At 63.5% G+C, this 15,113-nt stretch carries 12 protein-coding genes (1 of these 12 running past the window's edge); 10 read left to right on the forward strand and 2 right to left on the reverse strand.

What is annotated here, in order from left to right; all coding sequences use genetic code 11:
• Positions 1-50: 50 nt before the first annotated feature.
• From SLG_RS22180 to SLG_RS09825, 7 genes are read left to right on the forward strand one after another with little or no spacing between them, the layout of a single operon-like run.
• On the forward strand, positions 51-233 hold the full coding sequence (locus tag SLG_RS22180; RefSeq protein ID WP_231848652.1) for a hypothetical protein: 183 nt from the start codon (positions 51-53) through the stop codon (positions 231-233).
• A complete protein-coding gene (locus tag SLG_RS09800) occupies positions 230-2,161 on the forward strand; it encodes a hypothetical protein (RefSeq protein ID WP_014076312.1) in 1,932 nt (643 codons plus the stop codon). Before SLG_RS22180 ends, SLG_RS09800 begins: the two co-directional genes overlap by 4 nt.
• Entirely contained in the window at positions 2,158-3,252 is a 1,095-nt protein-coding gene (traN, locus tag SLG_RS09805) for a conjugal transfer protein TraN (RefSeq protein ID WP_014076313.1), read from the forward strand. Before SLG_RS09800 ends, traN begins: the two co-directional genes overlap by 4 nt.
• Before the next feature lie 13 nt (positions 3,253-3,265).
• A complete protein-coding gene (locus SLG_RS09810; protein ID WP_014076314.1) occupies positions 3,266-4,114 on the forward strand; it encodes a type-F conjugative transfer system pilin assembly protein TrbC in 849 nt (282 codons plus the stop codon).
• The gene (locus SLG_RS09815) at positions 4,086-4,682 is read left to right on the forward strand and encodes a S26 family signal peptidase (protein ID WP_014076315.1); all 597 of its coding nucleotides are present in this window, start codon (positions 4,086-4,088) and stop codon (positions 4,680-4,682) included. The genes SLG_RS09810 and SLG_RS09815 overlap by 29 nt, the downstream gene beginning before the upstream one ends.
• Entirely contained in the window at positions 4,679-5,566 is an 888-nt protein-coding gene (locus tag SLG_RS09820) for a conjugal transfer protein TraF (RefSeq protein WP_014076316.1), read from the forward strand. The genes SLG_RS09815 and SLG_RS09820 overlap by 4 nt, the downstream gene beginning before the upstream one ends.
• The gene (locus tag SLG_RS09825; protein WP_014076317.1) at positions 5,563-6,159 is read left to right on the forward strand and encodes a hypothetical protein; all 597 of its coding nucleotides are present in this window, start codon (positions 5,563-5,565) and stop codon (positions 6,157-6,159) included. Before SLG_RS09820 ends, SLG_RS09825 begins: the two co-directional genes overlap by 4 nt.
• 59 nt (positions 6,160-6,218) lie before the next feature.
• On the opposite strand, the gene SLG_RS09830 is transcribed toward SLG_RS09825, so the two are convergent.
• On the reverse strand, positions 6,219-7,385 hold the full coding sequence (locus tag SLG_RS09830; RefSeq protein WP_014076318.1) for an ATP-binding protein: 1,167 nt from the start codon (positions 7,383-7,385) through the stop codon (positions 6,219-6,221).
• A 104-nt stretch (positions 7,386-7,489) separates the two neighbouring features.
• Between SLG_RS09830 and SLG_RS09835 the strand changes: the two genes are divergently transcribed.
• Both SLG_RS09835 and SLG_RS09840 read left to right on the forward strand, forming a co-directional pair.
• On the forward strand, positions 7,490-8,914 hold the full coding sequence (locus SLG_RS09835) for a conjugal transfer protein TraH (RefSeq protein WP_014076319.1): 1,425 nt from the start codon (positions 7,490-7,492) through the stop codon (positions 8,912-8,914).
• Positions 8,915-8,922: 8 nt separating this feature from the next.
• Positions 8,923-12,666, forward strand: a complete 3,744-nt coding sequence (locus tag SLG_RS09840; protein ID WP_014076320.1) for a conjugal transfer protein TraG N-terminal domain-containing protein — start codon at positions 8,923-8,925, stop codon at positions 12,664-12,666.
• On the opposite strand, the gene SLG_RS09845 is transcribed toward SLG_RS09840, so the two are convergent.
• Positions 12,663-13,070 (reverse strand): hypothetical protein, encoded by a 408-nt coding sequence (locus SLG_RS09845; RefSeq protein WP_041391883.1) that lies wholly within the window; start codon positions 13,068-13,070, stop codon positions 12,663-12,665. The two genes, SLG_RS09840 and SLG_RS09845, sit on opposite strands and share 4 nt — an antisense overlap.
• A 609-nt stretch (positions 13,071-13,679) precedes the next feature.
• On the opposite strand from SLG_RS09845, the gene SLG_RS20670 reads away from it, so the two are divergent.
• Positions 13,680-15,113 carry the 5' portion of a recombinase family protein gene (locus tag SLG_RS20670; RefSeq protein WP_014076322.1) on the forward strand. It continues 261 nt past the right edge of the window, so the window shows 1,434 of its 1,695 coding nt (coding positions 1-1,434); its start codon is at positions 13,680-13,682; its stop codon lies beyond the right edge, outside the window.

Here is a 15,113-nt window from a genome sequence, read left to right on the forward strand (position 1 = left end):
CGGCTAGACCGGTACCGCATGGCCCCCGCGGTGCCGGCCGGACGGTCGGCGTGGCCACGACAGACGATGATGCGGTACCCCCCTCCTCGCCGCATGTCGTCGTGGCCGCGCTGACCGTTTTCGAAGGACAGGCGGTGTTTCGGGCGGAGCTGCCCGGCCCGGTTCCATCCACGCTCCTGTTCCGGCTGCGGCGCGGATCCCGGCGGATCATTCCGAGCGAGATCCAGCCATGAGGCAGCGCGCCCTGCTTCTTATGGCGGCGCTCAGCCTGCCCGTAGCGCTTCATGCCCAGACGGCGGAGGATCGCGCCCGCGCCGCGGCCGAGGCTGCGAGGGCGAAGAGTGCTGATAGCGACGCGATCCTCGGCAACTATGTGACGCCGGGTCTGGCCGGAGAGGCGATCAGCACGGTCGATTCCTCCAAGACATTTACGCCCAACCTCGCCTGCCAGAAAAGCGCGACTTTGCTCGAACTGCTCGCGCAGCCCAATGCGAGCGGAGATATCGGAACGCTCAGCATTTCACGGGACCGCGATCTCGACGGCAGTTTCGATGAGGCGCTGACAGTCCCTGTTCCGGTTTCAGGGATATGCGCGAACGGGCTCATTTCCTGTGCGCCGGGGAGCTGGAACGCCTGCCGCTTCTTCCGCTGGGATACGGCCGCGTCGGGATCGCTCAAGCTCACCGAGGTCGAACTGACCGATCTTGCCGGCTGTTACTGCGTCAACAACAGCTGCGGCAGCAATCTCGTCTGGGGCAATATGGCCTCGGTGCTCAAGGATCTGGGCGGCGGTGTCGTGGGCGCGCTCACCACGAGCGATCCGCGCATCGGCATCGCCCAGGCCGCCATCGAGGGCCCCGTCATCCGCTATATCGGCGCGCAGACCACATCCTGCGCCGTGCAGCCGCACATCGGTGCGACCGCCTACAAAGCCAATCCCAATGCGATCGCCGGCGATGCCTTTAGCGCGGCAGAGGCAAGCAGCGTGTTCCAGGCACTTTCGGCTTCATCCACAGGAACCGGCCGGTCGCAGATCAATCGGAGCTGCACCGTGACCCGTCAGATGACGCTTGAGGAGATAACGCCAGAGAAGATCATCGATCGGGTCTCGGGCGGCTATGCGACCGATGACACGGTGCCTGGGCGGCGCATCTTCCTCATGGGGTCGCCGGCCGACAACAGTCTTTCCGGCGGCGCCTGCACCATCTTCGATTTCCACATGACGCTGCGCGTCAAGGAGCCCGACAGGCTGCAGCAGGTTCTTCTGACCCGCTTCGGGGCCGATGACTGGGCGCAGATCCGGATCGACGGCGAACTGGTGGGGTCAGGGCCGCAGGGCTGGACCGGCATGGGGTTGCCGCCGGGAAACTGCGAGAAGAAGGGCGCTTTCTATGCCTACCCCAATCTCGATATCACGGACAGGCTGACGCAGGGCGATCATTACATATGGCTGCGTATCGCGGTCGCCGATGGCGGCGAGGCCTATGCCTCGATCGAGGCGCTGGTGGACGCCGGCTGCAAGACGTCCGAGCAGCTTGTCGACACCTGCACGGGCTATGCGTCGAATGCGACATGCCGGCTCGACGATGAGGATGTGGACGGCGTCACCACCTTCCGCAACGGCGTAAAGACCGGGCTCAGCCCCCTGCCCCAGACCCGTCTGATGGGCACGGGCGCCTGCGCGATGCAGATCAGCCGCGATTTCTTCGCGCGCCAGCGCAATTATGCCTGCACGGTCGACCAGGGTGCAGTCCCCCAGCCCGATCTGTCGCGCGGCGCCTATATCATCGATCATTCGACCGAGACGCTGCTGGCCGACCGGGTGCGGACGGCCGATGGCGGTCATAGCCTCACGACCCGCACCTTCGCGCTGCCTGATCGTGGCAGCGTAAATGCCTGCGAGCCCATCTGCAAGACACGCAAGGCTCAGGCCAATAGCGCCGCTGCTCCCGATGGCGTGACCGGCTCGAAGCAGACCAATTCAACGGGCTGGGACTTTTTCTATCACGCCTGCCAGGACAGCAATGTCTGCCCCGCGGGCGAGGGCGAGGAGCTGGTGCAGGGCTGCGGCTGCATCGACGATTTCCCCGAAGCGGTGGTGATGATGCAGACGGTGCGTCTGGGCGGCGCGGATATGATCTGCACGGGCGCCGTGCGATGACGCCGGTGCGCGCCTTTCTTCCGACGCTCCTTTTTGTTGGCGCGAGCCTGTCGCTGTTCCCGGCGGCCGGGCTGGCCCAGCAGTTGTGCGCGGTCGACCTCAACGGCAATGGCGATGCGGCCGATGACGGCGAGACGGCGAGCTGCCACCTGACAGGTTCGGGTGGGTGGATGTGTCCGATCGGCGAAACGCGCTGCGAGGCGGATCTGGCCGGGGCGATGCATTGCCCGCTTGGCGATCAATATGCGTGCGCCGTGCCGGCCAGCGGCGGCGCGCCGACCTGTTCGCCCAACGTCTGCATCGACACCAGCGCCAACCCGATCGTCGATGATCCGGTCGTTGACGATCCGGGTGCCGAGGCGGATGGCGGCGTCGATGCCGACGGCAATTGTCTTGGCACGATCGAGATTTTCTCGGGCCGCGCCGCGCGGTGCCGCCCGGCCGGGCTCAAGACCACCTTCTCGAACTGCTGCAAGGACAAGGGCAAGATCGTGAAAGACGGCATGGGTGGTTCGATCTCGTCGATCGGTACCAAGATCGCCGTTGCCAAGGGCGTGTTCACCGGCATGAAAGCTGCCTATGGCGCGTTCAAGGCCGGCGCGACAGCGGGCCAGGCCGCGAGCGCCGGCGCCAATGCGATCGTTGTCGGCATCGACCCGACGTCGATCGCGATCAGCCTCGCCATCAACTTCATGATGGATTTCCTGCTTTCCGGTTGCGACCAGCAGGACATGGAAGTGGGCATGCTGCGTGGGTCGGGCATGTGCCATGAGGTCGGCAGCTATTGCTCCTCAAAGATCCTTGCCATCTGCGTCCAGAAGGCCCGCGGCCATTGCTGCTTCAACACCAAGCTCGGCCGGATCATCCAGGAACAGGGCCGGCCGCAGTTGAAGGCTTTCAGCGCGGTTGGCTGGGGCACGCCCAAGCAGCCCTATTGCCGGGGCTTCACGCCCGAGGAGTTCCAGGCGCTCGATTTCTCGCGAATGGACCTGTCGGAATATTATGCGGAAGTCGAGGCGCGGGCCCAATCCGAAATCCAGATCGACATGAAGGACAAGATCGATGCCACTATGCAGACGATCAACAACTAGCCGCGCGCTCCTCTTGGCAGCCATTGCCCTCGCCCCGCTGCTGGTCGGGGCGAGCGAACCGCAGGGTACGGCCGGTCAGCAGCGGGACGGCAATGCCCGCACGCGCATCCAGGATCAGGGCGAGGCGGCGATGGAGCGCGTGAAGCGCGCCGCCGACAATGCAAAGACCGCCAAGCCCCCTTCACCAGCTCTGCCGGCCAAAGCCGATGCCGCCGCGCAGCGCCGTGCGTTCGAGGGGGTCGACAGGCGCAAGCAGGATCCCGCCATGGCGAAAAGGGTGGAGGCTGATGTCGCGGCGGCTCGTGATGCACTGGCCGTCGAGCGGGAGGCCGCCAGCCGTCGTATCGCCCAGGCCCTGGGTCTTGAACAGCCAGAAGAGGCAGCGCTGGCCGGCGTCGTATCGACGGGTGGCACGAAACGCTGGGTTCCCGTGCTGTTCGTATCCTCCTCGATGCCGGTCGAGACGCTGCGCACCTATGCCGGACAGCTCGAACGTGCCGGCGGCGTCATGGCCTTCCGCGGCATGCCGGGCGGGATGCGGCAAGTGGCGCCGATGGCGAAACTGTCGGCCGTCATATTGCGCCGCGATCCCGGTTGCGAAGGCCCTGCCTGCGCGATGCGCGACGTGCAGGTCATTGTCGATCCGCTCGTGTTCCGGCAGCATGGCGTCACCCAGGTGCCTGCGCTGGCGATGGTGCCGGGTGATCCGACCCTGCCTTATTGCGAGCGTGACGAGGCCAGCCCGCGGGCCGCGCACATCGTGCTGGGCGACGCTGCCCTTTCCGGATTGCTCGAGGAATACGGCCGCATTGGCGGTAAGGAGGAGGTGCGAGATGCTCTTGCTCACCTGGCGCGCTGGTAACCGTCTCTGGCGCGAACTTAAGGATCTCCCGCTCCGGGCCGCGGTGGCACTTGGCGCAAGCGGTCTTGGGCAACCGGCCCGGCCTGCCCAGCTGCTCAAAGCCTATGGGATCGTGCTGCCCATCGGTCTCTTCGCCTGGTGGGCGATGCCGCAGATCACCCTGGTCATGACGCCGTCGATCGACGCATGGGTCGTCCATCGATCTCCGGGTCCGATCCATCGCGGCGACCTCATATCCTTCATATTATCCGATCCCGTAGCCGGCCCGAAGCCCGTCGCCATTACCAAATATGCGCTCTGCCTGCCTGGCGACCGGATCAGCATGGTCGAGAAGCATGGGATTGGCGGGCTGGTCGCGAATGGCTGGTACTATTGCAATGGCAGGTTGATGGGCGTCAGCAAGCCTGCGGCGCGCAATGGCAAGGCGCTCATGCATTGGCGGCCGGAAAGCCCGCGCATTTCCGAGGGGATGATCTTCGTCGGTTCGCGGCATCCCGACGGATATGACAGCCGCTATTATGGCCCGGTGGCGATCGAGCGGCTCACGCGCATGGAGAAGTTGCTGTGAAGCGCATGCTCATCCTGGGCATGGCGTTGCTCCTGCCCGCCGGTCCTGCGTGCGCGCAAGCGGCGCCTGCGAGCGCGGGCGATCGTACGGCGCGGGGCTACTGGTGGTACGAGACACCTAAATCCGGCGCTGAAGAAGAGGTGCTGCAAGAGACGGTCCCCAAGCCCGTCATCCCTCCGATGGTGGAACTGGCCAAATGGTCACCGCCCCGGATCGCGAAGCTCATCGTGGAGCAGCGCGACTATGCCGCTACCGTCCTCACGATCGACGCGGTCGCGGACTTCTGGCGGCTGCAGGATTTTGCCCGGCGCAAGGCCCGCGCCTTTGCCGGCGTGACCCAGCTTGCGATGCTCACCCATCCAGAACTCAATGCCAAAGCCGCCAATCCGATGGTCGGCGAGGCGCGCGATGCGCTGGGCGCGCAGAAGGACCAGGTGCGCCGCCAATATCTGCGTGCGCACGCCGGGGAATTTGCGCTCGTCATGTTTGCCCGGGAATCCTGCGGCTATTGCAAGGTGCAGTGGCCGATCGTCCAGCGGTTCAAGGATGACATGGGCTGGCAGGTGAGCCTGATGGATCTCGATCGCAGACCCGACCTCAAGCAGCGCTTCGGGGTCGAGGTGACGCCGACCACCATGGTCATCCGTCGGGGCAGTCCCCAGCGTATGGTAATTGCCGCTGGGGTCGAGTCTTACCCCAATCTTGCGCAGATGGCCTATCAGGCCGTGCGATTGCTGAGCGGCGATATCCGCCCCGAGCAGTGGCTGACCGGCGCGGGGGAGGAAGACGGCTTCTTCGATGCGCTGGCCAATGGCCCGGTCTCCTCCACCGATCCGCGCGTGATCGGCGGCGATCTTATCGATGCCAGGGAGCGCAGGCCATGAGGTGCCTGGGTTCCATGCTGATCTTCGGCGTCTCGCTGCTGGCGCCATTGATGTTGCTGCCGGCGAGCGCCTGGGCACAGCGGGCAGACCAGGACGTCGCGCGGCAGGCGGCCATTCATCCGGTATCGACGGCTGCGGACATGCGCCTGTGGCTCTCCCGCGTGCCCGTGACGCGCGATTTTCCGCCCGACTTCGAGACCATGCTGCGCGGCCAGGCGTCGCTTTATGTGATCGAGATAAGCACGGCACCCGGATGCCTGCCCTGCGGTGATCTCTGGACGAAGCTTCTCGCATTCCGTGGTCGCTATGGTTGGCAGATCCGAACGTTGCGACAAGATGAGGCGGCGCTCCGATCGGGGCGCCTTGGCCTTCCCTGGGTCGGAAACCCGGTCGCATGGGTGCGGCCACTGTCTGATCCGGGTCGCATGGTGCCGATCGCGATCGGCACCGATCATGGCGCCAATATCGCGCGCAACGCCTGGCTTGCCGCCCGGATGCTGGCCGGGGCGCGTGCCGCCGTGGGTGTGCGCGCCATGTCGAAATTCACCGGGATTGTCGCCTCGACCAGCAGGCAAAATGGAGCGCGGCGATGAGACCGATGCCCCCTGCGCTGCAACCTTCAGGCAAGGCTTTGCCCGGTTTTCCTGCCTGTTCAGTGCTGCGCGAGCAGTTGCTGGCTCATCGGCGCAAGCGGCATCACCTCGATGCCGGCGCCGAGGGGGAACGGTTCCTGCCCCGGGTAAATGACGATGCGCCGCTCGGGATCGATATCGGCGCAAGCATGATGGAAGCCTCGTTCCACTTTGGGATTGAGGCTGCGCTTTATTGCGATGGCCCAACGCTTGCCTCCAGCCAGTGTCAGCAGCAGATCGATTTCAGCGCCTGCCGACGTGCGATAGAAATTGGCCTGCGTTCCTTCCGGTGCGGCAGCGATCAGGGTTTCGATCACGAAACCTTCCCAGCTGGCGCCGGTGACGGGATGGCCAAGAATGTCGTCGATGGTCGCAAGTCCAAGCAGACCGTGAACGAGGCCGCTGTCTCGTACATAGAGGCGCGGGCTCTTGACGAGGCGCTTGCCGTTGGTGCCGTGCCAGGGTTCAAGACGGCGAACGAGCAGCAGATCGACCAGCAGGTCCAGCCATGCCGCTATCGTCTTGCCATCGACGCCGATGGCGCGGGCCAGTTCGGCGGCGTTGTGCAAACGCCCTTGATGATGGGCAAGCATCGTCCAGAAGCGTCGCAGACTTTCCGCAGGGATGCGCGGTCCCAGCATCGGCGCGTCGCGTTCGAGATAAGAGCGGATGAAATCCTGTCGCCAGCGCAGGCTCAGCGTGTCGCTTGTCGCGAGAAAGCTGTTGGGGAATCCGCCCCGAGCCCACAGGTGATCGATCTTCGCTTCGGGGATTTCAAGTGGATCCAGCGGGCGCATTTCCAAGTAACTGATCCGGCCGGCCAGACTCTCTCCCGGTTGCCGCATCAGATCCATGGACGCCGAACCGAGCAGCAGGAAGCGGCCGCTACGCAGACCCTTGCGGCGTCCCCTGTCGATCACGCCGCGCAGGATCTGGAAAAGGTCGGGCGCCCGATAAACTTCATCGAGGATGACGAGCTTGTCCTCATGCCCGGCGAGATAGAGTTCCGGTTCCGCCAGACGCGCACGATCAGCCTCGGACTCAAGATCGAGATAGAGCGAGGGACGCATCCTGGCGATCTCCTGAGCCAGCGTCGTCTTGCCGACCTGTCGAGGCCCGAGCAGCGCGACTGCCGGGCTTCTGTCGATCGTTGCCGCCAGTTCTGCCTTGATACGCCTCTCAATCATCCGCGCATTTATGGATCATCACTCCAGATTTGCAAGGTTAGTGGTTTGCGCCATGGCTCCGCAGGCGGCCCATATTTCGCTCTTTCGGCTCAAGGAAGTTCGTCATGCCTATTTCCCATCGGCGCCTGATCTCCACGCTGGTCCTGATTGTCGCTTCATGCGGCCAGACAGTTCCGGCCCATGCCCAGGGCTGGGCCGAGAGCTGGTTCGATAATGTCACCTACACCTCGCCCGGCAGCTTCGAGGACCAGACACGCGGCTATGTAACGGCAGGCGGCATGTCGGGCCGCGTCGATGTCCATGACGATTATCTGATGAGCCTGACGTTGCCCAAGGTGAAGGCAGGTTGCGGTGGTATCGACATGTTCCTTGGCGGCATGTCGTTTCTCGATCCCGATTATCTCGTCCAGAAGCTGGAGACCATCCTGCAGGCCGCGCCGGCCGTCGCCTTCCAGTATCTTCTGGAAACACTGGATGAGAAGATGGGCAATATTATCTCGAAGATGGAGGCGGCGACCAACTTCCTGAACTCTATTCAGGTGAACGACTGCCGTCTTGCCAATCGCATGGTCCAGATCGCGAAGGGCGACGACAACATGTCGGGAATCGTCGAGGAAATGACCGGCTACAAGTCGATCCGCGAAGGCTATGCCAATAGCTGGCAACAGAGCCGCGAAAAGATCCAGGCCAACAAGGGCAATCCGACCGAGGATCTCAAGGACGCGCTCGCCAATTGCCCGGCCGAGGTCACGGATATCTTCAAGACCGGTTCGCTGCTCGCGCATGCCGCAGCGCGCGTCGGCGCATCCGACTGGGCGGGCGTCATGCGGGCCCGGGTCGGCGACGTCTATATGCGCTGGGATGCAAACGACAAGGTGCCACTCTTCTCGGCCATTCCCGCCTGCCCGCGCCAGGATACCGAGAGCGCCGACGATTTCCTGACTGGTCGCGTGCCGACCCGTGCGCTCAACATCCCCGCCACCGCCGCGGATTGCTCGGTGAACGGCGCTGGCCGCGGCGCACTGATATTGGCGCGCGAGCGGATGGAGGCGATCTCCGTCAAGATCCGGACGCGCGCGGCGCTGACCACGGAGGAAAAGCAGTTCGTCGCCAATGTGCGGACGCTGCCGGTCTATCGCCTGCTCGAATGGGGCGTGCGACAGGGTCTCACCGATAGCGTGATCGCCGACACCGATGAACTCGTCGCCCTCACCCTCGCCTATCAGATGCTGAACGACCTCACCCGCTCGATCGACTTCGCGCTGCAGAATGCCGAACGCGGTGTGACGACGGCGGGGGCTGCCGATGCCGAGAACACGAACATCTGCCAGACCCGTATTCTGACCAAGGGCATCGAGCAGTTGCGCGAACTCAGAGACGAGGTGCTGCGCCAGCGCGCGCAGATGCGCCAGTCCTACATGGCCGCCATGAACCAGGCGAACCTTTCGGCGAATTATGCGGGTGTCGTCCGCCAGCGCGACCGCGATGCCCGCGACGCCGCTGGCGCCAACGCCAATCGCAACCGGTGAGGCGGGCCATGCGTCACATCATCCGCTTGTTCCTCGCTCTCGTCGGGTGTCTGAGCGCGACGCCCGCGCTGGCGATCGACGCGAGCTATCACACATGGGACGGCTTCTCGGAGACCGTCGATGCGTTTCATCTGGTCGCGATGATGTTCGGCGACCCGCGCTACGAAACGCTGGTCGTGATCATCGCGGTTGCCGGGATCGGGCTGGGCGCGGTTCTGGCAAGCATCAAGGGTTCCGGCATGGGTCTGGTTGCCTTCGGCTTTCAGATGCTGATCGGTATCGGCCTGTTCGCCGGCATGATCGCCACGACGGGCACGATCCACATCTACGACCGGGTGCGCAACGCCTATCAGCCGGTCGGTGATGTACCCAACCTCATCGTGCTCGTTGCCGGCGTCACCAACCTCATGGAGCGGACGCTTGCCGAGACTATCGACGACAACACAACCGATCCCAATGCAAAGCTGGAATTCGGTGCCGGCGGCCATGCATTCGACCTATTCCTGAACGCCGTCAGTCCCCGCAGCCCGATCGTGGACACCTTCCTCGATGCGACGGTGAAGGATTATGTGCGGCAATGCTATCCTGTCGCCCGCGTGTCGCCGGCCTATGGGGTCGACGACGATCAACTCTTCCGGACGTCGACCGACCTTCCCGCCTCCTTCGCGGCGATGGCGGGGCCAGCAACCTTCTCGACCGTGTACACGGCGAGCGACAAGGCCGGCACGACGATGAGCTGCGAGGCGGCATGGGAGTATATCGCCGATCGGCTGTCGGACAGCACGTTGTTCGACGCCTATAGCGACCAGGTCTGCGCGCGTACCGGCTTCGACGTGACCCAGGCAGCCCAGCGCGATCGCTGCCGCCAGCAGATCGATGCGCTGGGCGACATGATGCTGGGCCATTCCATGAGCCGGCAGAAGTTCCTGACCAATATTCTCCTCGGCCAGACCGTCGGTGACGTGCTATTCGAGGATTCCCCGGCGGCAACCGCCCGCGTGATGGCGAACCGGGCGATCGAGTCCAACGGGCTCGCCACGCTCTCCATCGCCAACGAATGGATGCCGACCATCCGCGCGTCGGTGTTCGCGATCATGCTGATGATGATGCCGATCGCGCTTCTCTTCATCCTGACACCGATCAACCTGCGGGTCGCGAGCTTCGCGCTCGGCCTCTTCGTGTTCGTCGCGCTCTGGGGCGTCATCGATGCCGGCATTTACCAGCTTACGCTCGGCCGGGCGATGGATGTGCTGGCCGAGCTGCGGGCAACCAATGTCGCCGCCGACAGCTGGATCCTCGCGCCCTCGGCGGCGATGAAGGCGCTTGCCATTTTCGGCTCCTTCCGGACGGCCGCGGCAGGCCTTGCCGGCGCGTTCGTCTTCACGGTGTTCCGCTTCTCCGGTAACATGTTCACTGCCTTCACGTCCGGGATGCTCGGTGTGCAGGGCCAGGGCAGCATGGCGGCCGCGACGGTGGGAACCAGCGAGGGCTATGCCTCGGCGCTGGAGGCGCAGGCCTCGGCCGGCGGCACCATGTCGCGGCGCGCGGCATCGTCGGGCTTCGGCGATTTCGGCGAGCGCAGCAGCTTCGGTCTCGACCGAAATTTCGCGTCGGCCGGATCCATGCTCGGCGAACAGGGTGGCGGCGCAGCAGGAACGGCCGCCTTCGGTCTCGGCCGGGCGGACGCCGCGCGGGAACTGGGCGGGCTCTCCCCGGCGCTTGTCGGCCGGAATCTGAGCGATCCGGCAACGGCGCGCGCGGTACGCGCCAATGCCGCGACTTCCGCGATCCACAATTTTGCCCAGGGCGATGCCCTGCGCAAGCTTGGCACCACCTATTTCGGCCAAGGCCAGGGCGGCGAGCGCGCCTTTGCAGCCCTCGCGCAGAATATGGTGCAGTGGAAGGCGTTCGGCGACCAGCGCGCCTATGACATGATGCAATCCGCCGCGCAGCGGCATTTTGAGCGCAGCGGCTATGATGCGAAGGATGCCGCGCTCAAGGCATCGACGGTGATCGCCCAGGCGAGCGCTGATCCGACTTTCGCCAAGCTGACGGCCAATGCGTTCGATCAGGAGCAGATGCTGCGCAATGACCTGACCGCGGCGCAGACACAGGTGGGCGCGATGGAAGGCCGGCGCGACTATGCAGGCGACAGCGTTGCCGCAGTCGAGCGCGGCAATGTCGCGACCGAGCAAGCGCATCGAACGGGCGGCAATCAGGGACAGAGGCAGGCTGCGGCCATGCTCGGCCTCTCCGTCACCGAAACCAGCCGGCGCATCGGGTTCATCAATGCGCTCTCAGGCGAGGCCCGATCGACGGCGATCAGCCAGCTATCCCGTTCAACCGGGCGCAATGAGGCACAGGTTCTGCGCGCGCTTGAGGGCTATAATGCTGCCGTGCAGGTCGGCACGGCCGATGGCGCGACTGCGGAGGCTGCGCGCGAAGGCACGAGCGTCTACGGACGCACGCGCGAAGCCGCCGGCTACGACTTCGCCGAGCGCTCGGGCAAGCTCGATGCCCAGCGTGAGATTGGTCCCGATGGGGTACGCAGCAATGCCCAGATCGGCGAGCAGCGGCGGCAGGCGGACAATGCGGGCTTTGCCGAGGGTGCTGCGGCCGCCGGTGTATCGGTCCGGGAAGCGGCTCACCTCGATTCCTTCATCCGCTCGCTTGCCGGCACTGCCGGGAACCAGGTCGACATGGCCGAGGGCGGCGCGGAAGGCATTGCCGATCGCGCGCGCAACGAGCGTCTGACCGGAATTGTCGACAGGGAACGTCTCACCCGCACCCAGGCGCTGCTCCGCGCGCACGGGGTGGAGATGTCCAAGCGCCAGATCGCCATGGACCAGAATGGCGACCTCAGTCTCAATCTGACGCCGGAACTCGCGGCGCAGATGTGGCGGGGCGGCCTTATCAACGAGAGTCAGCTTGGCGCCATCGCCAATGGCGGGCATGCCCGGTTCAGCTTCGCCCACAACGACCTGCTCGTCTCCAGCAGCACCGGGTTCAGCCAGTCCGCGCGCAACGATACCAGCACGCGGTTCGAGGCCGGCAAGCAGGCGGGGCCAGACACGATCGAGCATTTCCTCGGCAGTGGTCCGGAAGGTCAGGCTGCCATGGCCAACTGGCTGCGCGGTGGGTTTGAGATGGATCGGCGTGGCGACTGGCGGTTGAAGCCGCAGGTTGCCGATACTCTGGAGCGGGATGTCACGGCCATCATCGCGCAGACAGGGTGGAACAGATCGCTTTCCCGTACCGCAGATCATCAGACTTCAAACACTCAAAGCGTATCGGGTGACCTCTCCGCAACCGCTAGCAGGGGTGTCAGCGCCGGTGACAAGGGTGACAAAGGTAGGGCAGGAACCTCCGGTAGCGCCACTGGATCGCTGAGTGGCAAGCTAGGAATGGATATCTCCGACCGGGGATCTGCGACTGTTTCGGCACAGTCCTCAATGGACATCGTCAACTACGACGTTCGTGAGGTTCTCGCGTCGGCGGAGAGAGCTGCGGCCCGTTCGGGACGCCCCGAGGAAACGTTTGCAAAGGAATTGAGCGAGGGGGTTCTCGGCAATCAAGGGCTTCGCAATCGCTATTTGGAGCAAGCAGATTCTGGTCGCGGCACTATGCAGGTCACCGCCCCTCTTACTTCGATGGAACAATCGTCGATCCTGAGTTCAGGTCGATTAATGTTGGATCGGGATCATGGCTCAGCGGACGGGGACCCCAGCTTCAAGGAGCGCCGGGATCCCTAATGTCTATCCTTCATCAAGCCGATATGTCTGTGGTAGATACTACCAGATCGTATATCAAACGGATCCGTGTAAGGATCGATCATCGGCCTTTGCGAAGGCGGTCCCGGTGTTATCACCCATTCGCCACATGCGACCTTGGCTTTAAGGAAGCCATATCCCAGCACGGCTACCACCGTGATTGGATTGAAGACGAAGATCAGCAATACCATGATGTTGACCAGGTAGATGTTGAGCTGATCGTAGGGAATGGTGATCATCAGCTCGAGACCGATCCAGTAGAGCAGGGTCAGGGCCCAGGTCAGCTTTGCATACCATGGGCGCCAGAACCAGTCGGCAGCGCGAGGCGACGGCGCTGGTGCGGGGGTCTCTTCTGGTGTCGGGTCGAGTTGATCAACATCCTGCATTTGCAGAGCCTTTCCAAAGCAGAGAATAGCACAGCTTCGATGGGCGTGGAACCGGCCAACCATCGTAGCGATGCCCCGATCGTGCGCAGGAAGCCCGTTCCAATCCTCCCCCCTTCGACCTTTCCTTCCTCGCTCCGCCCAGATCTGCGCTCAGGGTCTGGAACGGAGAGAAATTCAGGTTCGGGACGAAAGCCGCAATGAAGAAGAAGCGGCGCGCTCCGGATATGGGTCCTAATCTCTCGCCTGCCGCGGAAGCTGCGATCCTGCGTCTTGCCAGGCTCCTGGGTCGTCAGATTGCGCGTGAACTTCATGAGGAAGCGCTGCAACGCGAAAAGTCTGCGGCTGTGCCACCGAGCCCTTCAGAATAGTTCACCAACGAACGGGCAAGCTGTATCTCTAGCCGAGCGGTCCTCCAAAACATACTCGAATCCATCCGCCCTGTGCCGCGGTTCCTGTTGTACGAACGGGCTGGCGTAGGGAGGAAGCCGTTAAAAAAGGCCGTAATGTCGTAGGCAGACGACCTGATGACCGTGTCAGGTTTTTTGAACTGTCCAACCCGGTTGGCGGCTCAAGTATCTCATGTTATTTTTCTTCGTCCAGGAGAAAGAAATGACCCGCGTTGCTCTCTATGCCCGCTATTCCGACGACAAGCAGAGCCCTGCATCCATCGAAGACCAATTCCTGATTTGTCGGGAACAGGCCAACCGGGAGGGCTGGCGCATTGTGTCGAGCTACAAGGATGCGGCTATCTCGGGTGCCAGCGTGATTTTGCGCCCTGGTATCCAGGCGCTGCTTCAAGATGCACAGATGGGTCGCTTCGATGTGCTGCTAGCCGAAGCGCTTGATCGCGTCTCTCGTGACCAGGCTGACGTAGCAACACTATACAAAAACCTTCATTTCGCTGGTGTGAAGATCGTAACGCTGGCGGAGGGCGAGGTCTCGGAACTTCATGTCGGCCTCAAGGGCACGATGAACGCGCTTTTCCTCAAGGATCTTGCCAAGAAAACCCATCGGGGTCTCCGCGGTCGTGTGGAAAAGGGCAAGTCGGGCGGTGGCCTCTGTTATGGCTATGATGTCGTACGCCGCTTCTCCAGTGAGGGCGAGGCGGTTCACGGCGAACGCACCATCAACGATGGTGAAGCGGAAGTCGTGCGGCAGGTATTTCGGCAGTTCGCTAATGGTCTCAGCCCGCATGCGATCGCCTGTCGCCTCAATGAAGCGGGCATAGCTGCACCGACGGGCAAGCTCTGGACATCGACCACGATCCGCGGACATGCCAAGCGCGGCACCGGTTTGCTCAACAACGAACTCTATATCGGTAAGCTGGTCTGGAACCGACTCCGCTACCTCAAGAATCCGCAGACTGGCAAGCGTGTCTCGCGCATCAATCCGCTGTCCGAGTGGATCGTTACCGAAGTGCCCGACCTGCGGATCCTGGATGACGAACTCTGGCAGGCTGCAAAATCGCGACAGGAAGATATCGCGATCCAATATGCTGGCGTTATCGAAGCGACGCGCTCGGCCCATAATGCGATGAACCGGACCCATCGCCCGAAAAGCCTGCTCTCAGGCCTCGTTTACTGCGGATGCTGTGGCGGGTCTTATACCCTTCGCGGGCAGGGGCGGTTTGCCTGTTCGAACCATATCGACACGAGAAGCTGTTCCAACGGGCATAGCATCGCGCGCGAGAAGTTGGAGGCGCGTGTTCTGGATGGTTTGCGGGACCGGTTGATGAGTCCCGAGGTCGCGGCCGAAGCCATTCGCACCTGCGTCGAAGAAACCAATCGCTTCAATCGCCAGCGTCGCGCCACAGACAGCGCGGATCGGGCTCAGCTCGACAAGGTTCTGAAGGCGATCAAGGGACTGGTGACGCTGGCGACGGAGGGCAAGGGCACGCGCTCGCTCGTCGATCAGCTGCTCGAGCTGGAGGCGCAGGAAGATGCCATCCGCGCCCGGCTCGCTGCGGCACCCGCCGATGTACCGGATATCCATCCGAACATCTCTGAGATTTACCGCCGCAAGGTAGCGAGGTTTGCGGAAGCG

The sequence above is a fragment of the Sphingobium sp. SYK-6 genome (genome assembly GCF_000283515.1).
Lineage (GTDB): Bacteria > Pseudomonadota > Alphaproteobacteria > Sphingomonadales > Sphingomonadaceae > Sphingobium > Sphingobium lignivorans.